22 protein-coding genes and 1 pseudogene are annotated in these 23,240 nt (G+C 71.7%); 14 read left to right on the forward strand and 9 right to left on the reverse strand.

The annotated features are described in order from the left end of the window. Positions 1-74 precede the first annotated feature (74 nt). The 8 genes from ACZ6K0_RS35810 to pssA all read left to right on the forward strand — a co-directional run bounded on the left by ACZ6K0_RS35810 (position 75) and on the right by pssA (position 9,092). On the forward strand, positions 75-893 hold the full coding sequence (locus ACZ6K0_RS35810) for a TetR family transcriptional regulator (RefSeq protein WP_376407769.1): 819 nt from the start codon (positions 75-77) through the stop codon (positions 891-893). Positions 894-1,312: 419 nt separating this feature from the next. Continuing rightward, positions 1,313-2,650, forward strand: coding sequence for a crotonyl-CoA carboxylase/reductase (gene ccrA / locus ACZ6K0_RS35815; protein WP_376407771.1), 1,338 nt, complete (start codon positions 1,313-1,315; stop codon positions 2,648-2,650). 14 nt (positions 2,651-2,664) lie between these two features. Next, positions 2,665-4,701, forward strand: coding sequence for a protein meaA (locus ACZ6K0_RS35820; RefSeq protein WP_376407773.1), 2,037 nt, complete (start codon positions 2,665-2,667; stop codon positions 4,699-4,701). Beyond that, positions 4,698-5,663: an HpcH/HpaI aldolase/citrate lyase family protein gene (locus ACZ6K0_RS35825; protein WP_376407775.1), complete on the forward strand. Its 966-nt coding sequence runs from the start codon at positions 4,698-4,700 to the stop codon at positions 5,661-5,663. The genes ACZ6K0_RS35820 and ACZ6K0_RS35825 overlap by 4 nt, the downstream gene beginning before the upstream one ends. A gap of 5 nt (positions 5,664-5,668) precedes the next feature. Beyond that, positions 5,669-6,193, forward strand: coding sequence for a MaoC family dehydratase (locus ACZ6K0_RS35830; protein ID WP_024759160.1), 525 nt, complete (start codon positions 5,669-5,671; stop codon positions 6,191-6,193). Positions 6,194-6,195: 2 nt separating this feature from the next. Further along, a complete protein-coding gene (locus ACZ6K0_RS35835) occupies positions 6,196-7,401 on the forward strand; it encodes an acyl-CoA dehydrogenase family protein (protein WP_356676067.1) in 1,206 nt (401 codons plus the stop codon). 169 nt (positions 7,402-7,570) lie between these two features. Then, positions 7,571-8,227 (forward strand): phosphatidylserine decarboxylase, encoded by a 657-nt coding sequence (locus tag ACZ6K0_RS35840; protein WP_376407778.1) that lies wholly within the window; start codon positions 7,571-7,573, stop codon positions 8,225-8,227. Continuing rightward, positions 8,220-9,092 carry a CDP-diacylglycerol--serine O-phosphatidyltransferase gene (gene pssA, locus ACZ6K0_RS35845; RefSeq protein ID WP_376408019.1) on the forward strand — a complete coding sequence of 291 codons (873 nt, stop codon included), beginning with the start codon at positions 8,220-8,222 and terminating at the stop codon, positions 9,090-9,092. Before ACZ6K0_RS35840 ends, pssA begins: the two co-directional genes overlap by 8 nt. 72 nt (positions 9,093-9,164) lie before the next feature. Here pssA and ACZ6K0_RS35850 read toward each other — a convergent pair whose 3' ends face one another. Next, positions 9,165-10,175, reverse strand: coding sequence for a GNAT family N-acetyltransferase (locus tag ACZ6K0_RS35850; protein ID WP_469235428.1), 1,011 nt, complete (start codon positions 10,173-10,175; stop codon positions 9,165-9,167). Between the two features lie 59 nt (positions 10,176-10,234). Here ACZ6K0_RS35850 and ACZ6K0_RS35855 point away from each other — a divergent pair, with 59 nt between their 5' ends. Beyond that, entirely contained in the window at positions 10,235-11,086 is an 852-nt protein-coding gene (locus tag ACZ6K0_RS35855; protein WP_469235430.1) for an NAD-dependent epimerase/dehydratase family protein, read from the forward strand. Here ACZ6K0_RS35855 and ACZ6K0_RS35860 read toward each other — a convergent pair. Genes ACZ6K0_RS35860 through ACZ6K0_RS35880 form a run of 5 tightly spaced genes read right to left on the reverse strand, consistent with a single transcriptional unit; the run spans position 11,074 to position 15,949 of the window. Beyond that, the gene (locus ACZ6K0_RS35860) at positions 11,074-12,339 is read right to left on the reverse strand and encodes an ABC transporter substrate-binding protein (protein ID WP_469235432.1); all 1,266 of its coding nucleotides are present in this window, start codon (positions 12,337-12,339) and stop codon (positions 11,074-11,076) included. The two genes, ACZ6K0_RS35855 and ACZ6K0_RS35860, sit on opposite strands and share 13 nt — an antisense overlap. Further along, positions 12,336-13,445, reverse strand: a complete 1,110-nt coding sequence (locus ACZ6K0_RS35865) for a branched-chain amino acid ABC transporter permease (RefSeq protein WP_469235434.1) — start codon at positions 13,443-13,445, stop codon at positions 12,336-12,338. Before ACZ6K0_RS35865 ends, ACZ6K0_RS35860 begins: the two co-directional genes overlap by 4 nt. After that, complete coding sequence (locus tag ACZ6K0_RS35870) at positions 13,438-14,328, reverse strand: branched-chain amino acid ABC transporter permease (RefSeq protein ID WP_376407788.1); 891 nt, start codon at positions 14,326-14,328, stop codon at positions 13,438-13,440. The genes ACZ6K0_RS35865 and ACZ6K0_RS35870 overlap by 8 nt, the downstream gene beginning before the upstream one ends. Further along, positions 14,325-15,134, reverse strand: coding sequence for an ABC transporter ATP-binding protein (locus ACZ6K0_RS35875; protein WP_376407790.1), 810 nt, complete (start codon positions 15,132-15,134; stop codon positions 14,325-14,327). The genes ACZ6K0_RS35870 and ACZ6K0_RS35875 overlap by 4 nt, the downstream gene beginning before the upstream one ends. Next, positions 15,131-15,949 (reverse strand): ABC transporter ATP-binding protein, encoded by an 819-nt coding sequence (locus ACZ6K0_RS35880; RefSeq protein ID WP_376407792.1) that lies wholly within the window; start codon positions 15,947-15,949, stop codon positions 15,131-15,133. The genes ACZ6K0_RS35875 and ACZ6K0_RS35880 overlap by 4 nt, the downstream gene beginning before the upstream one ends. Positions 15,950-16,154: 205 nt before the next feature. Here ACZ6K0_RS35880 and ACZ6K0_RS35885 point away from each other — a divergent pair, with 205 nt between their 5' ends. Beyond that, complete coding sequence (locus ACZ6K0_RS35885; RefSeq protein ID WP_376407794.1) at positions 16,155-17,354, forward strand: PucR family transcriptional regulator; 1,200 nt, start codon at positions 16,155-16,157, stop codon at positions 17,352-17,354. A 79-nt stretch (positions 17,355-17,433) separates the two neighbouring features. Here ACZ6K0_RS35885 and ACZ6K0_RS35890 read toward each other — a convergent pair whose 3' ends face one another. Continuing rightward, a complete protein-coding gene (locus tag ACZ6K0_RS35890; protein ID WP_376407796.1) occupies positions 17,434-18,585 on the reverse strand; it encodes a glycerate kinase in 1,152 nt (383 codons plus the stop codon). Positions 18,586-18,697: 112 nt separating this feature from the next. On the opposite strand from ACZ6K0_RS35890, the gene ACZ6K0_RS35895 reads away from it, so the two are divergent. The 3 genes from ACZ6K0_RS35895 to ACZ6K0_RS35905 all read left to right on the forward strand — a co-directional run bounded on the left by ACZ6K0_RS35895 (position 18,698) and on the right by ACZ6K0_RS35905 (position 22,055). After that, complete coding sequence (locus ACZ6K0_RS35895) at positions 18,698-20,377, forward strand: BCCT family transporter (RefSeq protein ID WP_376407798.1); 1,680 nt, start codon at positions 18,698-18,700, stop codon at positions 20,375-20,377. A gap of 104 nt (positions 20,378-20,481) precedes the next feature. Continuing rightward, positions 20,482-21,564, forward strand: a complete 1,083-nt coding sequence (locus ACZ6K0_RS35900) for an ADP-ribosylglycohydrolase family protein (RefSeq protein ID WP_376407800.1) — start codon at positions 20,482-20,484, stop codon at positions 21,562-21,564. Beyond that, positions 21,561-22,055 carry an NUDIX domain-containing protein gene (locus ACZ6K0_RS35905; RefSeq protein ID WP_469235437.1) on the forward strand — a complete coding sequence of 165 codons (495 nt, stop codon included), beginning with the start codon at positions 21,561-21,563 and terminating at the stop codon, positions 22,053-22,055. Before ACZ6K0_RS35900 ends, ACZ6K0_RS35905 begins: the two co-directional genes overlap by 4 nt. A gap of 40 nt (positions 22,056-22,095) precedes the next feature. Here the strand turns inward: ACZ6K0_RS35905 and ACZ6K0_RS35910 are convergent, their stop codons facing one another. Both ACZ6K0_RS35910 and ACZ6K0_RS35915 read right to left on the reverse strand, forming a co-directional pair. Continuing rightward, positions 22,096-22,245 carry a hypothetical protein gene (locus ACZ6K0_RS35910; protein ID WP_469235439.1) on the reverse strand — a complete coding sequence of 50 codons (150 nt, stop codon included), beginning with the start codon at positions 22,243-22,245 and terminating at the stop codon, positions 22,096-22,098. Between the two features lie 111 nt (positions 22,246-22,356). After that, positions 22,357-22,461: pseudogene (locus ACZ6K0_RS35915) on the reverse strand (DUF2191 domain-containing protein); the annotation flags it as partial. A gap of 58 nt (positions 22,462-22,519) precedes the next feature. Between ACZ6K0_RS35915 and ACZ6K0_RS35920 the strand changes: the two are divergent. Continuing rightward, the gene (locus ACZ6K0_RS35920) at positions 22,520-23,239 is read left to right on the forward strand and encodes an SIR2 family NAD-dependent protein deacylase (protein WP_469235441.1); all 720 of its coding nucleotides are present in this window, start codon (positions 22,520-22,522) and stop codon (positions 23,237-23,239) included. The last annotated feature ends 1 nt before the right edge of the window (position 23,240 follow it).

The raw sequence follows: 23,240 nt of genomic DNA on the forward strand, positions 1-23,240 counted from the left end.
GCACCTCCGGTGCCCCGGGGAGCTCCCCGCCCCCACCTGGGCACACGCCCACTCCGATGCAGTACGTTCGGACCATGCCCAAGGCCGCGAAGACACCCCGTGCCACGTCCACGTCCGATGCTCCGGAGAGCGCGGCGGGCACCCGTGCCGCCGCCCAGCGGCTCAAGATGCGCCGGGAGCTGGCGACGGCGGCGATGGAGCTCTTCGCCACCAAGGGGTACGAGGCGACCACGGTCGACGAGATCGCGGCCACGGCCGGGGTCGCCCGGCGGACCTTCTTCCGCCACTTCCGCTCCAAGGAAGAGGCGATCTTCCCGGACCACGACGACACGCTGGTGCGGGCGGAGGCGGTGCTGAACGCCGCTCCGCCGCACGAGCACCCGCTCGACACCGTGTGCCGGGGCATCAAGGAAGTCATGAAGATGTACGCGGGCTCCCCCGCGGTCTCCGTGGAGCGCTACCGGCTGACCCGTGAGGTGCCGACCCTGCGGGAGCGCGAGATCGCCTCGGTGGCCCGCTACGAGCGGCTCTTCACCCGCTATCTCCTCGGCCACTTCGACGAGCGCGACCACCACGACGGCAACGACGACCCGCTGCTCGCGGAGGTGGCCGCCTCGGCGGTCGTCACCGCCCACAACCACGTCCTGCGCCGCTGGCTGCGGGCCGGCGGTCAGGGCGACGTGGAGGCCCAGCTCGACCACGCCTTCGCGATCGTCCGGGACACCTTCGGCACCGGCATAGGCGCGGGCCGGCCGGCCCCGTCCCCCCAGGCCGAGCAGGCGCCCGCCGTACGCGCCTCCACCACCGGCGACGTGGTGGTCGCCGTGGCCCGTACGGACGCCCCGCTCGACGAGGTCATGCGCACGATCCAGCAGGCACTCCAGAACCCCTGAGGAGCCCTTGAGGACCCCTCAAGACCGCTTCACGACGATGGCCGCCCCCGGTTTCCGGGGGCGGCCATCGTCGTATCGTCCCAGTTCAGAGCAGTTTTCGATCGATCATCGCTCATCCGTGACCGACAGATTGCATCTGAGTGAAATTGTTGGCACGCAGTGCCTTGTGCGGTGACACGGCGTGCCATACGTTGAAGGTGTCCGGGCGGCCGGCGAGCAGAGAACACCTCGTTCGCCGGCTGTCCCCACAAGCCGACGGCTCGTGCGCCCGGACGCCTGCGTCACAGGCACCCTCGCGCCACCAGCGCCGCGCCACCGCACCACCCGAGCCGAACCGACGGCACACCTCCACAGCAACAGCACTCCCCGCCGTAACCCTCAGGCGTCCTCCCCCGGACGCTCACCGCCGGAGGCAACCCGTGAAGGAAATCCTGGCCGCGATCCAGTCGCAGGACGCCACGTCCGCCGACTTCGCGAACATCCCGCTCCCCGAGTCGTACCGGGGCATCACCGTCCACAAGGACGAGGCCGAGATGTTCGCCGGACTCGCCAGCCGCGACAAGGACCCGCGCAAGTCGCTGCACCTCGACGACGTGGCCCTGCCCGAGCTCGGCCCGGGCGAGGCCCTGGTCGCCGTCATGGCCAGCTCGGTCAACTACAACTCGGTCTGGACCTCGATCTTCGAGCCGGTGTCGACCTTCGGCTTCCTGGAGCGCTACGGCCGTCTCAGCGACCTCAGCAAGCGCCACGACCTCCCGTACCACGTCATCGGCTCCGACCTCGCCGGCGTCGTGCTGCGCACCGGCCCCGGCGTGAACTCGTGGAAGCCCGGCGACGAGGTCGTCGCCCACTGCCTCTCGGTCGAGCTGGAGTCCTCCGACGGCCACAACGACACGATGCTCGACCCCGAGCAGCGCATCTGGGGCTTCGAGACCAACTTCGGCGGCCTCGCGGAGATCGCCCTCGTCAAGTCCAACCAGCTGATGCCGAAGCCCGGCCACCTCAGCTGGGAGGAGGCGGCCTCCCCCGGCCTCGTCAACTCCACCGCCTACCGCCAGCTGGTCTCCCGCAACGGCGCCGGCATGAAGCAGGGCGACAACGTCCTCATCTGGGGCGCGAGCGGCGGCCTCGGCTCGTACGCCACGCAGTTCGCCCTCGCCGGCGGCGCCAACCCGATCTGTGTCGTCTCCTCCCCGGAGAAGGCCGACATCTGCCGCGCGATGGGCGCCGAGGCGGTCATCGACCGCAACGCCGAGGGCTACAAGTTCTGGAAGGACGAGCACACCCAGGACCCGAAGGAGTGGAAGCGCTTCGGCAAGCGCATCCGCGAGCTCACGGGCGGCGAGGACATCGACATCGTCTTCGAGCACCCGGGCCGCGAGACCTTCGGCGCCTCCGTGTACGTCACGCGCAAGGGCGGCACCATCACCACCTGCGCCTCCACCTCGGGCTACATGCACGAGTACGACAACCGCTACCTGTGGATGTCGCTGAAGCGGATCATCGGCTCGCACTTCGCGAACTACCGCGAGGCGTGGGAGGCGAACCGCCTGATCGCCAAGGGCAAGATCCACCCGACCCTGTCGAAGGTCTACTCCCTGGAGGAGACCGGCCAGGCCGCCTACGACGTCCACCGCAACCTGCACCAGGGCAAGGTCGGCGTCCTCGCGCTCGCTCCGCAGGAGGGCCTGGGCGTCAGCAACCCGGAGCTGCGCGAGAAGCACATCGACGCCATCAACCGTTTCCGTAACATCTGAGCCGGGGACCATAGATGACTGAGCGCCAGAAGGACCGGCCGTGGCTCATGCGGACCTACGCCGGTCACTCGACCGCCGAGGCGTCCAACGAGCTGTACCGGCGCAACCTCGCCAAGGGTCAGACCGGCCTCTCGGTCGCGTTCGACCTGCCGACGCAGACGGGCTACGACCCCGACCACATCCTCGCCCGCGGCGAGGTCGGCCGGGTCGGTGTCCCCGTCTCGCACCTCGGTGACATGCGGCGGCTGTTCCAGGACATCCCCCTGGAGCAGATGAACACCTCGATGACCATCAACGCCACGGCAATGTGGCTCCTGGCGCTCTACCAGGTGGCCGCCGAGGAGCAGGGTGCGGACATCACCAAGCTCCAGGGCACCACCCAGAACGACATCGTGAAGGAGTACCTGTCGCGCGGGACGCACGTCTTCCCGCCCGGCCCCTCCCTCCGTCTCACGACGGACATGATCTGCTACACGGTCAACAACATCCCGAAGTGGAACCCGATCAACATCTGCAGCTACCACCTGCAGGAGGCGGGGGCCACTCCGGTCCAGGAGATCTCGTACGCGATGGCCACCGCGATCGCGGTGCTCGACTCGGTCCGCGACTCCGGCCAGATCCCCGAGGACCGGTTCGGCGATGTCGTCGCCCGCATCTCCTTCTTCGTGAACGCGGGCGTCCGCTTCATCGAGGAGATGTGCAAGATGCGCGCCTTCGGCCGCATCTGGGACAAGATCACCCGCGAGCGGTACGGCATCGAGAACGAGAAGCAGCGCCGGTTCCGCTACGGCGTGCAGGTCAACTCGCTCGGCCTGACCGAGGCCCAGCCGGAGAACAACGTCCAGCGGATCGTCCTGGAGATGCTGGCCGTCACGCTCTCCAAGGACGCCCGCGCCCGCGCCGTCCAGCTCCCCGCCTGGAACGAGGCCCTCGGCCTCCCCCGGCCCTGGGACCAGCAGTGGTCGCTCCGCATCCAGCAGGTGCTCGCCCACGAGTCCGACCTGCTGGAGTACGAGGACATCTTCGCCGGCTCGCACGTCATCGAGGCCAAGGTCGATTCGCTCGTCGCGGAATGCCTGGCCGAGATCGACCGGATCCAGGAGATGGGCGGCGCGATGGCCGCCGTCGAGTCCGGCTACCTCAAGTCCCAGCTCGTCTCCTCGCACGCCGAGCGGCGCGCCCGGATCGAGGCCGGCGACGAGAAGATCATCGGCGTCAACATCTTCCAGTCGACCGAGGAGAACCCCCTCACCGCCGACCTGGACACCGCGATCATGACGGTCGACCCGGCGGTCGAGGCGCGCGTGGTCGGCTCGCTGAAGACCTGGCGGGACAACCGCTACCAGCCGCCGTTCAACCACCCGCGCCCCTGCAAGGCCCTCGAACGCCTCAAGGAGGCCGCCAAGGGCACCGGCAACCTCATGGAGGCCACGCTCGAGTGCGCCCGCGCCGGGGTCACGACCGGCGAGTGGACCGAGGCCCTGCGCGAGGTCTTCGGCGAGTTCCGGGCCCCCACCGGCGTCTCCTCGGCCCCGGTCGCGGTGACGGCCGAGGAGGGCACGCCGCTGGCTCTCGTACGGGAGAAGGTGGCGCGGACCGCCGACGAGCTCGGCTCCGGGCGGCTGCGGCTGCTCGTGGGCAAGCCGGGCCTGGACGGGCACTCCAACGGGGCCGAGCAGATCGCCGTCCGCGCGCGCGACGCCGGTTTCGAGGTGGTCTACCAGGGCATCCGGCTGACCCCCGAGCAGATCGTCAACGCGGCCCTCGCCGAGGACGTGCACTGCGTGGGTCTGTCGATCCTCTCCGGCTCGCACGCCGAGCTGGTCCCGGACGTCCTCGCCCGCCTCCGGGAGGCCGGCGCCACCGACATCCCGGTCATCGTCGGCGGGATCATCCCGAACGCCGACGCCGCAGACCTGAAGCGCGCGGGCGTGGCCGCCGTCTTCACACCGAAGGACTTCGGTATCACGGAGATCATCGGCCGTATCGTCGACGAGATCCGGAAAGCACACAAGCTCAGCCCCCTGGAAAGTACGGAGGTCCCCGCATGACCAGCCCCGTGAACCGTCTGCGTCCGCGCCGCTCCTGCCTCGCGGTACCCGGCTCCAACCCGCGGTTCCTCGAGAAGGCCCAGGGCCTCGCCGCGGACCAGGTCTTCCTGGACCTGGAGGACGCCTGCGCGCCGCTGGCCAAGCCCGAGGCCCGGCACACCATCGTGAAGTTCCTCAACGAGGGCGACTGGACCGGCAAGACCCGGGTCGTGCGGGTCAACGACTGGACGACCCACTGGACGTACCGCGACGTCGTCACGGTCGTCGAGGGCGCCGGCCAGAACCTCGACTGCATCATGCTGCCGAAGGTCCAGGACGCCCAGCAGATCGTCGCGCTCGACCTGCTGCTCACGCAGATCGAGAAGACGATGGGCTTCGAGGTCGGCAAGATCGGCATCGAGGCGCAGATCGAGAACGCCCAGGGCCTCACCAACGTCAACGCGATCGCGCAGGCCTCCCAGCGCGTCGAGACGATCATCTTCGGCCCGGCCGACTTCATGGCCTCGATCAACATGAAGTCGCTGGTCGTGGGCGAGCAGCCGCCGGGCTACCCGGCCGACGCCTACCACCACATCCTGATGAGCATCCTGATGGCCGCCCGCGCCAACAACCTCCAGGCGATCGACGGCCCCTACCTCCAGATCCGCAACCCGGAGGGCTACAAGGCCGTCGCGCAGCGCGCCGCCGCCCTGGGCTTCGACGGCAAGTGGGTGCTGCACCCGGACCAGGTCGCCGCCGCGAACGAGATCTTCTCGCCCGCGCAGGAGGACTTCGACCACGCCGAGCTGATCCTGGACGCGTACGACTACTACACGTCCGAGGCCGGCGGGAAGAAGGGCTCCGCGATGCTCGGCGACGAGATGATCGACGAGGCCTCCCGCAAGATGGCCCTGGTCATCTCGGGCAAGGGCCGCGCCGCCGGCATGCAGCGCACCACCAAGTTCGAGATCCCGGAGGCCTGAGCCCCATGCAGTTCGGCCGTACCTACGAAGAGTTCGAAGTCGGTGCCGTCTACAAGCACTGGCCCGGAAAGACGGTCACCGAGTACGACGACCATCTCTTCTGTCTGCTGACGATGAACCACCATCCGCTGCACATGGATGTGAATTACGCCGAGAACACGACGGACTTCGGCAAGAACGTCGTCGTGGGCAATTACATCTACTCGCTGCTGCTCGGCATGTCCGTGCCGGACGTCTCCGGCAAGGCCATCGCCAACCTGGAGATCGAGTCGCTGCGGCACGTGGCGCCGACCTTCCACGGCGACACGATCTACGGCGAGACGACGGTCCTCGACAAGACCCCGTCGAGGTCGAAGAACGACCGCGGCATCGTCTACGTCGAGACCAAGGGCTACAAGCAGGACGGCACGCTCGTGTGCGTCTTCCGCCGCAAGGTCATGGTGCCCACCGAGACGTACATCAAGGAGCGCGGCGGCGAGCAGCCCGGCCGCCCCGAGCTGATCGAGCCCGCCAAGAAGACGGAGAAGTAGCCATGGCCCGACTCGCCCAGACCGCCGGGCTCACGGACGTCCAGCAGGAGATCCTCAAGACCGTCCGGGAGTTCGTCGACAAGGAGATCATCCCGGTCGCCACCGAGCTGGAGCACCGCGACGAGTACCCCCAGCAGATCGTCGACGGGCTCAAGGAGCTCGGCCTCTTCGGTCTGATGATCCCCGAGGAGTACGGGGGCCTGGGCGAGTCGCTGCTCACCTACGCGCTGTGCGTGGAGGAGATCGCCCGTGGCTGGATGTCGGTCTCCGGCATCATCAACACGCACTTCATCGTCGCGTACATGCTGAAGCAGCACGGCACGCAGGAGCAGAAGGAGTACTTCCTTCCGCGGATGGCGGCCGGCGAGACGCGTGGCGCGTTCTCGATGTCGGAGCCGGGCCTCGGCTCGGACGTGTCCGCCATCACGTCCAAGGCGGTCAAGGACGGCGACGAGTACGTCCTCAACGGTCAGAAGATGTGGCTGACGAACGGCGGAACGTCAACGCTGGTCGCCGTTCTCGTCCGAAGTGACGAAGGACACCCGGAGGGCACCGCCCCCCACAAGTCGATGACGACCTTCCTCGTCGAGAAGGAGCCCGGCTTCGGAGAGGTCCGCCCCGGCCTCACCATCCCCGGCAAGATCGACAAGATGGGTTACAAGGGCGTCGACACGACCGAGCTCATCATGGACGGACTGCGCATTCCGGCCAATCGGGTTCTCGGCGGCACGACGGGCCGAGGGTTTTACCAAATGATGGACGGCGTCGAGGTGGGCCGCGTGAACGTGGCGGCCCGTGGCTGTGGCGTCGCGCAGCGTGCTTTCGAACTGGGTGTCTCATATGCCCAGCAACGTCACACTTTCGGCAAGGCGATCGCCGAACACCAGGCGATTCAGTTCAAGCTTGCCGAGATGGCTACCAAGGTCGAGGCCGCTCATGCCATGATGGTGAACGCAGCACGCAAAAAGGACTCCGGGGAACGAAACGACCTCGAAGCAGGGATGGCGAAGTACCTCGCGTCCGAATACTGCAAGGAGGTCGTGGAGGATGCCTTCCGCATTCACGGCGGCTACGGGTTCTCGAAGGAGTACGAGATCGAGCGTCTCTACCGCGAGGCGCCGATGCTGCTCATCGGTGAAGGTACCGCCGAGATCCAGAAAATGATCATTGGTCGTCGGCTGCTCGAGGAGTACCGATTCCAGGGTTGATTGTCGCGTTTGAGTCGGTTCGGCCGCGAAGAAGATCACACCCTGTGTTCGTCTTCCGGCCGTCGACTCGGTTCCTGGCTTGCCCAGTTGCGCCCCGCAACCGATAGCATCGCCGGAAAGCCGCCGTCCCCCGTTGCCAGTGCGGCATCATCCGCTACGAAGGTCATCCATGCCCCACAGCCAAACCTCTGCACACCGCGACAGCCTCTCGGGCGTACGCCTCGCGCGCGGAGCATCGCCGTGGCTTCTGCCGACCGTCGCCACCGCGGCGCTCTCCCTCTTGCGCGCGCGCAAGTCGCGGCGAGCCGCGGCCATCGCCGTGCCGACCACCGCTCTCGCGGCCGGCATGCTGTGGTTCTTCCGCGACCCCGAGCGCGAGATCGCTCAGGGCCGGGTCATCTCCCCCGCCGACGGTGTGGTGCAGAGCATCATGCCGTGGAAGGACGGACGCACCCGGGTCGCCATCTTCATGAGCCCGCTGAACGTCCACGTCAACCGCGCGCCGCTGGCCGGCACGGTGACGTCCGTGGAGCACGTCCCCGGTGGGTTCGTCCCGGCGTTCAACAAGGAGAGCGAGAACAACGAGCGCGTTGTCTGGCACTTCGACACCGAGCTCGGCGACATCGAGATGGTGCAGATCGCGGGTGCCGTCGCACGACGCATCGTGCCGTACATCCCGCAGGGGACGAAGGTCGAGCAGGGTGACCGGATCGGCCTGATCCGCTTCGGCTCGCGGGTCGACATCTACCTCCCGGAGGGTGTCGAGGTCGCCGTCGAGGTCGGCCAGGCCACGACCGCGGGGGTGACTCGCATTGACCGTGATTGATCCCGACACACGGGCTGCCGAATGGGTTGCCGACGCCGAGGCGGACGCGGCCGACGAGGCCGAGGAGATGCCGCTGTCGTTGAGGCTGTCCATAGCGGACGCCCTCACGCTCGGTAACGCCACGTGCGGCTTCATGGCGGTCTACTTCACGACGACCGGCATCCTGATCCCGCACCTCACCGGCAGCACGGAGACCGGCATGGCGCGCAACAGCGCCGCCACCGCCGTGATCCTGATGCTGTGCGCGGCGATCTTCGACCTCTTCGACGGCATCGTGGCGCGCAAGCTCCGCAGCTCGCCGATGGGCGCCGAGCTCGACAACCTCTCGGACCTGATCAGCTTCGGTCTGGCCCCGGCCTACTTCGTGCTCGTGTACGGAATGGTCGCGGTCCCGGACGGTGCCCAGCAGAAGGTCTCGGCGGTGGCCGCGGTCGCGGTGCTCCTCGCCGTGGTGCTGCGCCTGGCGAGATTCTCGTGCGTGACGATGAAGGACGGCATGTTCCAGGGCATGCCGAGCCCCTTCGGCGCGCTGACGGTCGTCTCGATCGTGCTCCTTGAGCTGCCGTTCGTCCCGACGCTCCTCGCGATCATCGGGGTGGCCTGGCTGATGGTGAGCCGGGTCGAGTACCCCAAGCCGCGGGGTGTCCTCGCGGTGGCGATGCTCGCCTGGATCGTGGGCGCGATGGGCATGCTGGCGGCCTGGGCGTTCGACGCCCCGGGCGGCGCGTTCCTGCTGCAGACCGGCTGCGCGCTCCAGGTGGTGATGGGCGCCGTGATCCCCCTCTTCGCGACGGCCCGCCGGGTGAACACCTTCCGCGGCAACCGCCGGGAGAGCCGGGAGGCTCGCGCGGCGCAGCTGCGGTAGCGGATCGAGTGGTACGTGAAGGGCCCCGGGAGGCGAAAGCCTCCCGGGGCCCTTTCGCGTGCCCGGCTCCGTCTACCCCACGTGCTTGTAGTACAGCGTGGTGGGGCGGAGGGTGCCGGCCGGGTCGGCGGCGAAGTCCGGGATCGTTCCGGCGGCCGTCCAGCCCGCTCCCCGGTAGAGGCGCTCGGCCGGGCTGTCGGTCCGGGTGTCCAGGACGAGCAGGCGGAGGCCGGTGGCGGCGGCGTGGGCCTCGGCCGCGGCGAGCAGCCGGCGGCCGAGGCCGCCGCCCCGGGCGGAGCTGTGCACGAGGAGCCGGGCGATCTCCCCGCGGTGGCGGCCGTTGGCCGTGCCGGTACGGACGAGGGTGACGACGCCGGTCAGGCTCCCGTCCGGGGCGTGGGCGGCCCAGACGTCCCGTACGCCCGCCGCGGCCTCCTCGGCGGCGCCCGACCACCAGGAGGCCGCGTCGGTCGTCTCCAGGGGCGCCAGGAAGCCGACGGAGGCCCCGCCGTCCACGGCGTCCACGAGGAGCGCGGCGAGACCGGCGGGGGCGTGGGTCCGTACGGCGTCGGGGGTGAGGCGCTCGATCGCGTCCGGGGCGGGGAGCGGCTTCTCCAGGCAGACCAGGTCCGGCCGCTCGTCCCAGGACTCGACGGTCGCGAAGCCGAGGCTCCGGTAGAGGGCGAGCGGCTCCTCACGCCAGCCCCAGACCGTGAGGCGTACGGCGGGTGCTCCCGAGGCGGCGGCCCGGCGCAGGGCCTCGGCCATGAGGGCCTTCGCGAGGCCCTTCCGCCGGGCCTCGGGCGCGACCCAGAGGCGCTTGATCTCGGGCGGGCGGCCGTCGCGGGGTGCCTTGAGGACGACGCAGCCCGAGGGGGCGTCGTCCCCGGGCGCGGTGACGAGCAGGACGGTGTCGGCGGCGAAGGCGGCGGCCGGGTCCTCGGCCTCGCCCCGGTATACGGCCGGGAGCTCGGCGACCGTCGTCACGGTCACCCCTTTCTCGGCCTGGTTGACCAGGTGGTAGGCGCCCAGCAGGTGAGGAAGGTGCGGGTGCGAGCGGTTCTCCTCGATTCGTACTGTCATGGGCCAGAGCTTCACACCGCGATGTTTCGGCGATGTGAAGATCTTCTACGCTGGGGCGCATGCGTGTACTGGTCGCGGGCGCCACGGGCGCCGTGGGTCGTCAGCTCGTCCCCCGTCTCGAAGCGGCGGGGCACGAGGTCGTGGGGATCTCCCGGCGCGGTCCGCGTCCGGTGGACGTCCTGGACGCCGGGGCGGTGCGCGGGGCGGTGGCCGAGGCCGCGCCGGACGCCGTGGTGCACCAGCTGACGGACCTGGGCGGGGCGGACGGTGCCGCGAACAACCGGGTACGGATCGAGGGCACCCGGAACCTCGTGGACGCGGCGCGGGCGGCGGGGGTCGGGCGGATCGTCGCGCAGTCGATCTCCTGGGCGTACGGCCCCGGGGACGCGCCCGCCGACGAGTCCGTACCGCTCGACGCGACGGAGGAGCTGCCGCGGGCGCGGATCGTCGCGGGGGTCCGCGCGCTGGAGTCCGCGGTGGCGGAGCTCCCGGAGGCGGTCGTCCTGCGGTACGGGATCCTCTACGGCCCCGGCACCTGGTACGCGCCCGGGGGCGCGGTGGCCGCCGCGCTCGCCGGGGACCCGGCGGCCCGGTTCCTGGGGAGCACGGCGGCCGACGGTTCGGTGAGCTCCTTCGTGCACGTCGCCGATGCCGCCGAGGCGGCCGTACGGGCCCTGACGTGGCCCCCGGGCGCGTACAACGTGGTGGACGACGAGCCCGCGCCCGGGCACGACTGGCTGCCGGTCCTGGCGGAGGCCCTGGGCGCCCCCGCCCCGGAGCGGAGCGCGGGCCGGGCGCCCTGGGCCCGGGGCGCGGTGAACGCCCGGGCCCGTGCGCTGGGCTGGGCCCCGGTCCGCCCGTCCTGGCGGACGGGCTTCGCGGACCAGGGCGAGCCGGGTTACGGCGTGTAGGACTTCGCCGCGTCGGCGACGAACGGCTGGCGGACGGTGCGCATGCCGCCGGGGACCGACTTGTCCGGCTGGATGATGACGGACTGGCGGGACGACGGCGCCTTCGGGTCGCCGAGGTCGTGGGTCATGCCGAAGCCGGCGTCGTGGGCCTTCATGGTCAGGAGCGCCTTGTCGACGCCCTCGCGCGTGAGGTCCTTCTCCGTGCAGGCCTTCTTCAGGGCCTCGCCGAAGACGCTCGCCGCGGTCCAGCCCGCGACGATGCCGTTGTCGAGGCTGTCGCCGGGGTAGGCAGCCCGGTAGTCGGCGACGAGCTTCTTCGCCGTCGGGGTGTCCGCGCCGATGGGCAGGCTCGGGGAGGCGAACCAGTACATCTTCTCCAGGGCGGGTCCGGCCTGGGTGCCGAGGAGCTGCGGCGCGAAGGCCGAGTTGTTGCCGACGACCGGGATCTTGAGGCCGGTGGCGGCGGCGACGCCGACGAGGGAGGCGGCCTGGCGGGGGCCGGCGCTGATGACGACGGCCTTGACCCCGGCCTGCTTCAGCGCCGAGACCTGCGCCGACATGTCGTTGTCGGTGGGCTTGATCTTCTGCTCGACGACGGTCAGGCCGGCTTTCTCCGCCGCGTACTTCGAGCCCTTCAGGGCGTTCTCGCCGTAGTCGCCCTCGAAGTAGACGTGGCCGAGCTTGTCGCCGGACTTCAAGCCCTTCTCCTTGAGCAGGAAGTCGACGGCGTTGATCGTCTCGACGTCGTACGTGGCGCCGAGGACGCGGATGTACGGGGAGCCGAGCAGCGAGGCCGACCAGGCCTGGGGCAGGACGAGCCCCTTGTCCTTGCCGTCGACCTGGGGCTTGACCGCGGCGACGAACGGGGAGCCGATGAACTGGGTGTAGCCGACGACCTTCGGCTCCAGCTCGGTGTAGGCGGCGAGCGCCTTCTGCGGGTCGTAGCCGTGGTCGCGGACCGTGAGCTCCAGCTGCCGGCCGCAGATCCCGCCGGCGGCGTTGACCTGCTTCACGTACAGCTGCTGGGCCTGGGTGACGCTCTTGCCGAGGGTCGCGTACACGCCGGTCATGTCGGTGAGGGCGCCGAGCGCGATCGTCTTGTCGGTGACGCCCTCGCCGGTCTTCACCCCGCCCGCGCCGGTCTGCTTGCCGTCGTCGGTCTTGGCCTTGGAGCTGCATCCGGCGGCGGTGAGGGCGACCAGCGCGGCGAGCGCGGCGGCCAGGCCCCGCACGGCCTGTCTGCGGTGGGTCATCGTGTCTCCCCAGAGGGTTCGGTGGACGGGGTGTCGGTGGGTGTGGGGCTCTTGGATTTCCGGGCGGCGAGGCGGACCAGGCCGCCGGGCAGGAACAGCACCACCGCGACGACGGCGGCGCCGTAGAGGTAGCGGGAGGCCTCCCCCGGGGCGATGCCGCCCGTCCCCGGCGCGGAGACCAGGGGCAGCGCGTCGCTGTACCGGGTGAGGAGCTGCGGCAGGAGGGTGACGAAGACGCCTCCGGCCACCGCGCCGGCGACCGAGCCGAGACCGCCGATGACGATCATGGCCAGGTATTCGAGGGAGAGCGCCATGCCGAAGTACTCCGGCACGGTCCGCTGGAAGACCAGGGCGAGCAGGACGCCCGCCAGGCCCGCGTACATGGAGGAGAGGACGAAGACGGCGGCGCGGTAGCGGGCGACGGGGATGCCCATGACCCCGGCGGCGATCCGGTGGTCCCGGATCGCGTTCATCGCGCGTCCCGGGCGGCCCCTGAGCACTCCCCTGGCGAACAGCGCCCCGCCGAGGAGCAGGACGAGACCGAGGTACCAGAGCTTCTCGACGGCGCCGAACGGCACCTGGGCGACGAGGAGTTCGGTGTCGTCGAAGGTGAGGCCGAAGAGGCTGAGCGGGGGGACGGCGCGGCCGTTGTAACCGCCGGTGAGGTCATGGGCGTTGAAGAGCACGTGCTGCCCGATGAAGATCAGCGCGAGGGTCGCGATGCCGAGGTACGCGCCGCGCAGCCGGCCCGCGATGGGGCTGAACACCCCGCCCGCCAGGCCCGCGAGGGCCACCGCGAGGACGGCGGCGAGCCAGCCGGGCAGGCCGAGACCGGCGAGTCCGTCCGCGCCGTCGCCGGCGAAGAGGCAGTAGCCGTAGGCGCCGACGGCCAGGAAGAAGGCGTGTCCCATGGAGAGTTGGCCGGTGGCACCGGTCAACAGGTTGATGCCGAGGGCGCCGAGGGCGGCGGCCATGGCGAACAGGCCCGCCTGGAGCCAGAATCGGTCCAGGTAGAACGGGAGCGCGACGAGGAGGAGTCCGGCGGCGGCCCACCCGTACACCCCGGCACGGATGCGCACGCCGGGGCGGGCGAGGGTCTCAGACACGGGCGAGCTCCTTCGTGCCGAAGAGTCCGGCCGGGCGGATCAGCAGGACCGCGACCATGACGAGGTAGGGGGCGAGGTCGCCGATGCCCCGGCCGAGGAAGGCCAGATCGCTCTGGTAGCCGGTGGCGAGGGACTCGGTGATGCCGACGAGGAGTCCGCCGACGAGGGCGCCCGTGGTGGAGTCGAGGCCGCCGAGGATCGCGGCGGGGAAGGCCTTGAGGGCGGCGAGCGAGGTCGCCCGTTCCAGGCCGGGGGTCGGGAAGACGGTGAGGAAGAGCGCCGCGACGGCGGCGAGGGCGCCGGCGACCGCCCAGGCCCCGAGCGAGACGCGGCCGAGCCGGATGCCCATGAGGGCGGCGGTCTCCTGGTTCTCGGCGGCGGCCCGCATGGCGACGCCCCAGGAGGTGTACCGGAAGGCGAGCAGGAAGGCGGTGATGAGGAGGGCCGCGACGAGGAGGGCCGCGATCCGGGTCTGGGCGATGGTGACGGGGCCGACGGTGAGGACCGCGTCGCCCCACGGGTCGCCGAGGGCGAGGATGTCGGTGCCGATGCGGCGGGTCAGCTCGGTGGCGAGCAGGATGTCGACGCCGATGGTGACGATCGCGAGGACGCTGTGGTCGCCGCCCCGGTGGCGGCGCATGACGAAGAACTCGACGGCGGCGCCGACGACGGCGGCGCCCGTGATCCCGGCGAGCAGCGCGGGCCAGAAGCCGATCGTGTCGTGGAGGACGGCGGTGACGTAGCCGCCGGCCAGGAGGAGCGAGGCGTGGGCGAAGTTGACGACCTCGGTGGCGCGGAAGATGACCACGAAGCCGAGGGCGATGAGGGCGTAGATCGAGCCCAGTGAGACGCCGTTGATCAGGAACTCGGCGAAGGTGCTCACGCGGCGGTCTCCTCTCCGAGGTAGGCGCGGACGACCGCCGGGTCGTTCTGGACGTCGCCGGGGGCTCCGTCGGCGATGCGGCGGCCGAAGTCGAGGACGGTGACGGAGTCGGCGAGCCGCATCACCAGGCCCATGTCGTGCTCGACGAGGAGGACCGAGATGCCGAGGCCGTCGCGGACGCCCGCGATGACCGAGGCGGTACGGCGCCGCTCGTCGGCGGTCATGCCGGCGACGGGTTCGTCGAGGAGCAGCAGCTTCGGCTCCATGCAGAGGGCGCGGGCGAGTTCGGCGAGCTTCTGCTGCCCGTACGGGAGGGAGCCGGCGGGCTGGGCCAGCTGACGCTCCAGGCCGACGAAGGCGGCGATCTCCCGGACCCTGGCCCGGTGGCGGGCCTCCTCGCGGGCGGCGGAGGGGAGCCGGAGCCCGGCGGCGAGGAAGCCGGTGCGGGTGAGCCGGTGCCGGCCGAGCATCAGGCTGTCCTCGACGGTGGCGCGGGGCGGCAGGGCCAGGTTCTGGAAGATCCGGCCGACGCCGAGGTCCGCGATCCGGTGCGGGGGCAGGGCGGTCAGCTCGTGCGGGCCGAGGCGGACGGAGCCGGCCGTGGCCCGGTAGACGCCGGAGAGCACGTTGAAGCACGTGGACTTGCCGGCGCCGTTGGGGCCGATGAGGGCGTGGACGGTGCCGGGCCGGACGGTGAAGCCGATGCCGTCGAGGGCGGTGAGTCCGGCGAACCGTACGGTCAGGTCCTCGACGACGAGGGCGGGGACGTCGGCCGTGTTCTCGGGAGAGGGCGGTGCGTCGGTCATCGGGTCTCCTCCCAGCGGGACAGGACCGGGTGCGCGGCCCGGGCGCGGGCCGCGTCGGCGGCGGCGTCCTCGTCGACCACGCCCAGGTACCGGCGGCGCACCTCGTCGGAGGCCGCGAGCTCGGCCGCAGGACCGGAGAGGGTGACCTCGCCGACCTCCAGGACGTACGCGCGGGAGGCGAGGCGCAGCGCGAGCGCCGCGTTCTGCTCGACCAGGAGCACGGCCGTGCCTTGGGCGTTGATCTCGCGGACGGCGTCCGCGATCCGGGCGGCCATCAGCGGGGCGAGCCCCAGGGAGGGCTCGTCGAGGAGGAGCAGGCCCGGTGCGGCCATGAGGGCGCGGCCGACGGCGAGCATCTGCTGTTCGCCGCCGGAGAGCAGCCCGGCCTGCTGGCGGGCGCGGTCGGCGAGGACCGGGAAGAGCTCGTGGACGCGGCGCAGCGCGGCGGCCTTCGCGGCGCGGTCGCCGCGGCGGCCGAGGGCGCCCGCGCGCAGGTTGTCCTCGACCGTCATCCGGGCGAAGACCTGGCGGCCCTCCGGTACCTGGGAGACGCCGGCGGCGACGACCCGGTCGGGCGGCAGCCCGTCGAGCGGCCGGCCGTCGCGGCTCACCGTGCCGGAGACCACGGACCCGCCGTGGAACCGCAGGGTGCGCGAGACGGCCCGCAGCAGGGTCGACTTGCCGGCGCCGTTGCCGCCCAGGACGGTGACGACGGCGCCCGCCGGTACGGTCAGCGACACCTGGCGCAGCGCGCGCACCGGTCCGTATCCCGCCGTGAGGTCCTTGACCTCGAGGGCGGGTGCGGTTCCTCCCATGGATCCCCTTTCCCGGCCGCGCTGTCACCTGGCGTTTCCCGGCCGATTCGATGGCGCTCACCCCAGCACCGCGCCGGACCGCCCGTCCACGTCCCGCGGCCGAATCGCTGCCGGTGACCAGCGGGGACGGCGATGGGCTGTGCATGCGCACAACGCTGCGCGTCAGGGGTGTGCCGAGGGGCCCGGGGCGGTGGATCCTCCGGGCATGGGACGGCGCAGACGGCGGACCGGTGACGACTGGAAGGTGCTCGCGCAGGCGTGCACGGCGCTTCTGGAGCGGGTGCCGGAGCTGGTGGACGAGCATCTGAGGGAGCTCCACGCGTACGAGCCCGCCTACGGGCGGATCCTGCCGTACGACCAGCACTGGCAGGAGGCCCACGAGGCGATGCGGATCGGGATCGAGATGATCTCGGCGCCCCGCAACTCGCCCCGGCGGGATCTGGAGCAGGCGGAGTCGATGGGCCGCCGCAGGGCCGGACAGGGCATGCCCCTGGAGCTGGTCGTGCACGCGTACCGGCATGCCGGGCATCTCGTGTGGGACGCGCTGATCGAGGGCGCCGGGGAGGACACGGCGCAGCTGGCGGCGCTGATGCAGTCGGCGACGACGGTGTGGTCGGCGGTGGACGCGCAGGCGGACACGGCGTCGGAGGCGTACCGGTCGACGGAGGCGGAGCTGCGCCGCCGGACCGACGAGCAGCTCCAGGCGCTCCTGGACGCGCTGCTCCAGGGGCAGCGGTCGCCCGAGCTGGTGGCGCGGGCGGCGGCGGGCCTGGACCTGCCGGAGCAGGGGCGGTACGCGGTGGTGGTGCTGCGCTACGACCGGCGGGAGGAGCGGGAGCCGTTCCACCGGCAGGTGCAGGGCGAGGGCGTGCGGTTCCTGTGGCGGATGGGCGCGGACTGCGAGATCGGGGTGGTGGCGCTGGCCGAGGAGACCGGTCTGGACGCGTTGTCGGAGCTCCTCGACGGGCGGTGCCCGGGGCCCGGGGGGATCAGCCCGGTCGTGGTGGGGCTGACCGAGCTGGGCCGGGCGCGCCGCCTCGCGGAGCTGGCCCTGCGGACGTGCCCGCCGGGCAGCCGGCAGATCGTGCGGCTGGACCGCCGGATGGCGGGGGCGCTGGTGGTGGGCCAGCCGGAGATGGCGAGCCTGCTGGTCTCGGACGTCCTGGGCGGTCTGCTCGAACTGGACCCGGCGGACCGGGCGGTCCTCCTGGAGACGCTGGACGTGTGGCTCGACTGCGAGGGCTCGGCGGGGCGGGCGGCGGGCCGCCTGTACTGCCACCGGAACACGGTCTTCAACCGCCTGCGGCGGCTGGAACAGCTGACGTCACGGTCGCTGTCCCGGCCGCGGGACCTGACGGAGATGACGCTGGCGCTGGACGCGTTCCGGCTGACGGCACAGGGGTGAGGTACGGGGGGGTACGCGGGTCGGGTACGGGTACGGGGCGACGCCCGTACCCGTACCCGACCCGTAAGCCTGCGTACGGCTACGCCAGGAAGTCCCGGGCGATGTCCGCCGCCACGTCCTCCAGGAGCGGGCCGGCGTTCGCGATGCACTTCGCCGTGTCGGGCTCGATGGCCGTGAGCGGGTAGGCGCGGCGGATGCCGGCCGTGCCGAGGGCCTCCGGGGGCAGGGCCAGGCGGCCGCAGACCGCGACGACCTCCTTGCCGGCCGCGCGGGCCGCCGCGGCGACGCCCGCCGGGGCCTTGCCGTGGAGGGTCTGCTCGTCGAGGGAGCCCTCGCCGGTGATGACGAGGGTGGCGCGCTCCAGGGCCGGGGCGAAGCCGAGGACCTCCAGCATCAGCTCGATGCCGGGGCGGAAGCTCGCGCCCAGGATGAGGGCGCCGTAGCCGATGCCGCCCGCGCCGCCCGCGCCGGGCGCCACGGCCGCTTCGGCCGCCTTGGGGCCGATGGCCTTCTCCAGGACGGTGGCGAAGTGGGCGAGGGCCGCGTCCAGGGTGCGGACGTCGTCCGGGGTGGCGCCCTTCTGGGGGCCGTAGACGGCCGGGGCGCCCTTGGGGCCGGTGAGCGGGTTGTCGACGTCGCTGGCCAGGATCAGGTCGACCGTCGCGAAGCGGGCGTCGAGGCCGGTGAGGTCGGCCGTGGCCAGCTCGGCGAGGGGCGCGCCGCCGGGGCCGACGGGCTCGCCGGCCTCGTCGAGGAAGCGGGCGCCGAGCGCGGCGAGCATGCCGGCGCCGCCGTCGGTGGTGGCGCTGCCGCCGACGCCGAAGACGATGGTCGTCGCCCCCGCGTCCAGGGCCGCGCGGAGCAGCTCCCCGGAGCCGTACGTGGTCGCCGTCAGCGGGGCGAAGACCCCGGCCGGGAGGAGCTGGAGGCCGGAGGCCTCGGCCATCTCGACGACCGCGGTGGTGTCGCGCAGCGCGTAGGCCGCGGTGACGGGCTCGCCGAGCGGGCCGGTCACCTGGACCTCGCGGCGTTCGAATCCGGCCGCGACGGCCGCCGCGACGGTGCCGTCGCCGCCGTCGGCCACGGGCAGAGTCTCCACCGTGAGCTCCGGGACGATCCGTCGCAGTCCCGCGGTGACCCGCTCCGCGACCTGTACGGCCGTGAGCGAACCCTTGAACTTGTCAGCCGCCACGAGTACGTGAGCGACGTGAGTTGCTGCTCCGTCCGTCACCTTGCATCCCTTGCTTTCGAACGTGCAGTCGCGCCAGGGCTGACCCTATCCGTAGGGCCAGACGGCGTGCCACCCCCTGATAGGGCGATATTCCGCACCATAGTGGGGTCACATGAGTACGGAACCGATCGAACAGACCCCGCGTGACCGGTACGCGCCCGATGGCAAGGTCATCGGGATCGGGATCGCGGCCGTCGTGGCGGTCGTCGCCTGGGCCGCCCTGGGCGAGGACTCCTTCGACAGCGCCTCGTCCACGGCCCTCCAGTGGGTGCTGTCCAATTTCGCCTGGCTCTTCGTGGTCGCCGCGGACACGTTCCTCGTGCTGTGCGTGGTGATCGCGCTGAGCCGGTTCGGCCGGATCAGGCTGGGCGCGGACGACTCGGAACCCGAGTTCACCAATCTGGCGTGGATCGCGATGATGTTCAGCGCCGGCATGGGCATCGGTCTGATGTTCTACGGGGTCGGGGAGCCGCTCCAGCACTTCCTGAGCCCGCCGCCGGCGAGCGGGGTCCCGGCGGGGACCGGCGCGGCGGCCCGTACCGCCATGGAGTACTCGTTCTTCCACTGGACGCTCACCCCCTGGGCGATCTACGGCATCGCCGGTCTCGCCCTCGCGTACGCGGGCTTCCGCAAGGGCCGCGGCAACCGGCTCAGCTCCGCCTTCGTGCCGCTGATGGGCGAGCGCCGGGCGAATTCCTGGCCCGGCAAGGCGATCGACCTGCTCGCGGTGTTCGCGACGGTCTTCGGCACGGCGACGAGCCTGGGGCTCGGCGCCCTCCAGGTGGCCGAGGGACTGAACCTGACGATGGGCCTGGAGAACACCACCTCCACCCAGCTGATCATCATCGTGTCGCTGTCGGCGGCCTTCGTCCTGTCGGCCTTCTCGGGGCTCCACAAGGGCGTGAAGTGGCTCTCCACGCTGAACATCGTCCTCGCCGGCTGTCTGATGCTCTTCGTCTTCCTCCTCGGCCCGACCGTCTACATCCTCGACACCATCCCGGCCTCGGTCGGCGGCTACCTGCACCAGCTGCTGCCGATGGCGAGCCGGACCGGTGCCTTCACCGACCCCGACTGGCTGGGCGTGTGGACGATCTTCTACTGGGCGTGGTGGCTGTCCTGGGCGCCGTTCGTCGGCACCTTCATCGCCCGGATCTCGCGCGGCCGGACGATCCGCGAGTTCCTGATGGGCGTGCTGCTCGTGCCCTCGGGCGCGACCGTGGTGTGGTTCTGCGTGATGGGCGGCACGGCGATCCGGCTGGAGTCGACGGGCGCCGCGGACCTGGCGACGGCGGTCAAGGACGGGCCGGAGGCCTCACTGTTCGCGATGCTGGAGGCGCTGCCGATCGGCACGGTCACCTCGGTCATCGCGATGATCCTGGTGATGACGTACTTCGTCACGAGCGCAGACTCGGCCTCGCTGGTCATGGGCTCGCTGACGAGCCGGGGCTCGCTCAACCCGCCGACCTGGCTCGTGGTGACCTGGGGCGTCCTCATGGCGGCCGTGGCCGCGGTCCTGCTCGTGGTGGGCGGGCTGAGCTCGCTCCAGACGGCGACGATCCTGGTGGCCCTGCCGTTCGTGATCGTCATGCTGGCGCTGTGCTGGGCGCTCCTGAAGGAGCTGCGGGAGGACCCGGGCGCGGGCCCTGTCCGGCACCACGCCCTGCACGGGATGGGGGACGCGGTGCGGACGCTGGTCGGCGAGGCGATGACCGAGCAGGGCGGCGGGGCCCGCCACCACCGGCTGCGCCGGGCGGCGAAGGCCCGTACCGAAGCGGAGGAAGAGGACAACTGACCCGCCATGCCCCCTCCTCCCCAGGAAAGCCGACCCGACATGAGCCCCGGCCCCAGCGGGGGCCGACCCGTCATGGCCCTCGCCCCCACGAAAGCCGACCCGACATGACCCTCGCCCCCACGGAACTCGACCGCGCGGAGCTCGCCGACCGGATCCTGGGCGGCTGGACCGGCCGCATCGCCGGGAACATGCTCGGCAAGCCCGTGGAGCGCGGCGACCACTGGACGCGGGAGCACATCGACGCGTACCTGCGGCTGACGGACGCGCTCCCGCTGACCGACTACCTGCCGCCCCCTCCGCCCGGGGCGACCGGCTTCGAGCTGCGTCCCGAGTGGCCCCGGTGCGTGCGCGGCGGGATCGACGGGAGCTGCCGGGACGACGACGTCGACTGGTCGGTCCTCGGGCTGCACCTCCTGGAGACCCGCGGTTTCGCGTTCACGACCGAGCAGGTCGGCGAGGAGTGGCTGTCGCGGCTGCCGTACCTCCAGACGTTCACGGCCGAGCGGGTCGCCTACCGCAACCTCGCGAACGGGCTGCGGCCGCCGCTGACGGCGACGTACGACAACCCGTACCAGGAGTGGATCGGCGCGCTGATCAGGGCCGACGTCTACGGCTGGACCTGCCCGGGGGATCCGCGCCGGGCCGCCGCGCTCGCCCGCCGGGACGCGGTCCTGTCGCACAGCGGGAACGGCGTGTACGGGGCGATGTGGGCGGCGGCGCTGATCGCCGCCGCCTTCACCGCGCCCGACGTCCGGTCCGCCCTGGAGGCCGGCCTGGAGCGGGTCCCGGAGAGCAGCCGTCTCGCCCGGACCGTACGGGGCACGATGGCGCTCCACGAGTCGGGGCTCGGCTGGTCCGAGGCGCTCGACGAGCTGGCGGAGCGGACGGCGGGGCTCGGCTGGATCCACACCGTCCCGAACGCGGCCGTCCTCACCGCCGGACTCCTGTACGGCGAGGGGGACTTCACCCGCACGATCGCGCTGACCGTGCGGGGCGGCCTCGACACGGACTCCAACGGCGCGACGGCGGGCTCGGTGGCGGGGGTGATGTGCGGGGCGGCCGCGATCCCGCCGCAGTGGTCGGAGCCGCTGCGGGACCGGGTGAGCAGCGCGGTCTTCGGCTACGACGGCGTACGCATCACGGAGCTGGCGGAGCGGACGCTGCGGCTGGCTACGCTGACGTCATGACCACCACCGACTACGCCACGTACATCGCCGGTCTCCCCCGCGTCCTGGCCGCCGCCGCCGCGCTCTTCCGGGACTCCGCGGGCCGGGTCCTGGTCGTGGAGCCCGACTACCGCGACGGCTGGACGCTGCCCGGTGGCACGATCGAGTCCGACGGCGGCGAGACGCCCCGGCAGGCCGCCCGCCGGGAGACGGCGGAGGAGATCGGCCTGGACGTGGGGCTCGGCCCGCTGCTCGCCGTCGACTGGTCGCACGGCACGGAGCGGCCGCCGATCGTGGCGTACGTGTACGACGGCGGGGTGCTGACCGAGGAGCGGTTCGCGGAGATCCGGCTCCAGGAGGAGGAACTGCTCTCCTGGAAGCTGATCGACCGCGGGGAGGTCACCGCCCACCTGCCGGGCAGCCTGGGCCGGCGGGTCCTCGCCGCGCTGGACGTCCTGGAGACCGGCGGCGGGCCGGTGGAGCTGGAGAACGGACACCCCGCGCACGGATGACCCGGGACCGGGCCCGGGCACAGCCCCGGCCCGCCCGCCCTCAGCCCTGCGGGGGCTCGGGCGGCAGGAGTTCGCCGGTGCGGTGCGGTTCGTCGCGGGTGGCGACGCGCGCCTCGGTGCGGTGTCCGCGCGCGATGGGCCTGTCCGGCGGATCAGGGTCGGATAGGTCGCGGCGTCCGGTGCGGTTCATCGCAAGGCGCCGGAGCGCCCTCATAGCGGAGCTATGTGGGCGGTTTGGCAACGCGGCGAGGTGCCGTGCCGGACGCCGCGACCCCGGCCATGATCCGCCGGACAGGCCCTAATCGCGGACGACGGCCTCCACGGCGTCCTGCGGGCTCCCGACCCCTGCCAGGACCATGACTTCCACGACGAGTTCGGCGTCGAGCGCGATGTTCACCTTGGCCATGCCGCGAACGTAACACCCGAAAACCCGCTCGCGGGAGCGGTTCGCCTAGGGTCGGTGTATGACCATGGTCGCGATTCTCAGCGGAGCCGGTATCTCCACGGACTCGGGCATCCCGGACTATCGGGGCCCGAACGGCGTCTGGCGGCGGGACCCCGAGGCCGAGCGGCTCGTCACGTACGGGCCGTACATGGCCGACCCGGAGATCCGCCGCCGCTCGTGGCGGATGCGGCTCGACGGACCCGTCCTGAAGGCCGAGCCGAACGTGGCGCACCACGCCATCGCCGCCTACGAGCGGACGAGCGGGAACGCGCTGCGGGTGCTCACGCAGAACGTGGACGGACTGCACCAGGCCGCCGGGGTGCCCGGGCGGAAGGTCCTCGAACTCCACGGCTCGGCGCGGTCGGTGGTGTGCACGGCCTGCCACGCCCGCTCGTCGATGGCGGAGGCCCTGGACCGGGTGCGGGCCGGTGAGGACGATCCGGCGTGCCGGGCGTGCGGCGGGATCCTGAAGTCGGCGACGGTGATGTTCGGGCAGAACCTCGATCCGGTGGTGCTCGGCGAGGCCATGTCGATCGCCAAGGCCACCCAGGTGTTCGTCGCGGTCGGCAGCAGCCTCCAGGTCCAGCCGGCGGCCTCCCTCGCGGGGATCGCGGCCGAGCACGGCGCCCGGCTGATCATCGTGAACGCGGAGCCCACCCCGTACGACCCCGTCGCCGACGAGGTCGTCCGCGAGCCGATCGGGACGGCGCTGCCCGCGCTGCTCGACCGGCTCCGGTAAG

The sequence above is a fragment of the Streptomyces sp. NPDC042346 genome (assembly GCF_055581845.1).

What these genes read in the sequence shown, in the direction of transcription:
- ACZ6K0_RS35810 (WP_376407769.1), top strand. Translation starts at nt 75, where the DNA reads ATGCCCAAGGCCGCGAAGACACCCCGTGCCACGTCCACGTCCGATGCT.
- ACZ6K0_RS35820 (WP_376407773.1), top strand. Translation starts at nt 2,665, where the DNA reads ATGACTGAGCGCCAGAAGGACCGGCCGTGGCTCATGCGGACCTACGCC.
- ACZ6K0_RS35825 (WP_376407775.1), top strand. Translation starts at nt 4,698, where the DNA reads ATGACCAGCCCCGTGAACCGTCTGCGTCCGCGCCGCTCCTGCCTCGCG.
- ACZ6K0_RS35830 (WP_024759160.1), top strand. Translation starts at nt 5,669, where the DNA reads ATGCAGTTCGGCCGTACCTACGAAGAGTTCGAAGTCGGTGCCGTCTAC.
- ACZ6K0_RS35835 (WP_356676067.1), top strand. Translation starts at nt 6,196, where the DNA reads ATGGCCCGACTCGCCCAGACCGCCGGGCTCACGGACGTCCAGCAGGAG.
- ACZ6K0_RS35840 (WP_376407778.1), top strand. Translation starts at nt 7,571, where the DNA reads ATGCCCCACAGCCAAACCTCTGCACACCGCGACAGCCTCTCGGGCGTA.
- ACZ6K0_RS35850 (WP_469235428.1), bottom strand. Translation starts at nt 10,175, where the DNA reads ATGACAGTACGAATCGAGGAGAACCGCTCGCACCCGCACCTTCCTCAC.
- ACZ6K0_RS35855 (WP_469235430.1), top strand. Translation starts at nt 10,235, where the DNA reads ATGCGTGTACTGGTCGCGGGCGCCACGGGCGCCGTGGGTCGTCAGCTC.
- ACZ6K0_RS35860 (WP_469235432.1), bottom strand. Translation starts at nt 12,339, where the DNA reads ATGACCCACCGCAGACAGGCCGTGCGGGGCCTGGCCGCCGCGCTCGCC.
- ACZ6K0_RS35875 (WP_376407790.1), bottom strand. Translation starts at nt 15,134, where the DNA reads ATGACCGACGCACCGCCCTCTCCCGAGAACACGGCCGACGTCCCCGCC.
- ACZ6K0_RS35880 (WP_376407792.1), bottom strand. Translation starts at nt 15,949, where the DNA reads ATGGGAGGAACCGCACCCGCCCTCGAGGTCAAGGACCTCACGGCGGGA.
- ACZ6K0_RS35885 (WP_376407794.1), top strand. Translation starts at nt 16,155, where the DNA reads ATGGGACGGCGCAGACGGCGGACCGGTGACGACTGGAAGGTGCTCGCG.
- ACZ6K0_RS35895 (WP_376407798.1), top strand. Translation starts at nt 18,698, where the DNA reads ATGAGTACGGAACCGATCGAACAGACCCCGCGTGACCGGTACGCGCCC.
- ACZ6K0_RS35900 (WP_376407800.1), top strand. Translation starts at nt 20,482, where the DNA reads ATGACCCTCGCCCCCACGGAACTCGACCGCGCGGAGCTCGCCGACCGG.
- ACZ6K0_RS35905 (WP_469235437.1), top strand. Translation starts at nt 21,561, where the DNA reads ATGACCACCACCGACTACGCCACGTACATCGCCGGTCTCCCCCGCGTC.
- ACZ6K0_RS35910 (WP_469235439.1), bottom strand. Translation starts at nt 22,245, where the DNA reads ATGAACCGCACCGGACGCCGCGACCTATCCGACCCTGATCCGCCGGAC.
- ACZ6K0_RS35920 (WP_469235441.1), top strand. Translation starts at nt 22,520, where the DNA reads ATGACCATGGTCGCGATTCTCAGCGGAGCCGGTATCTCCACGGACTCG.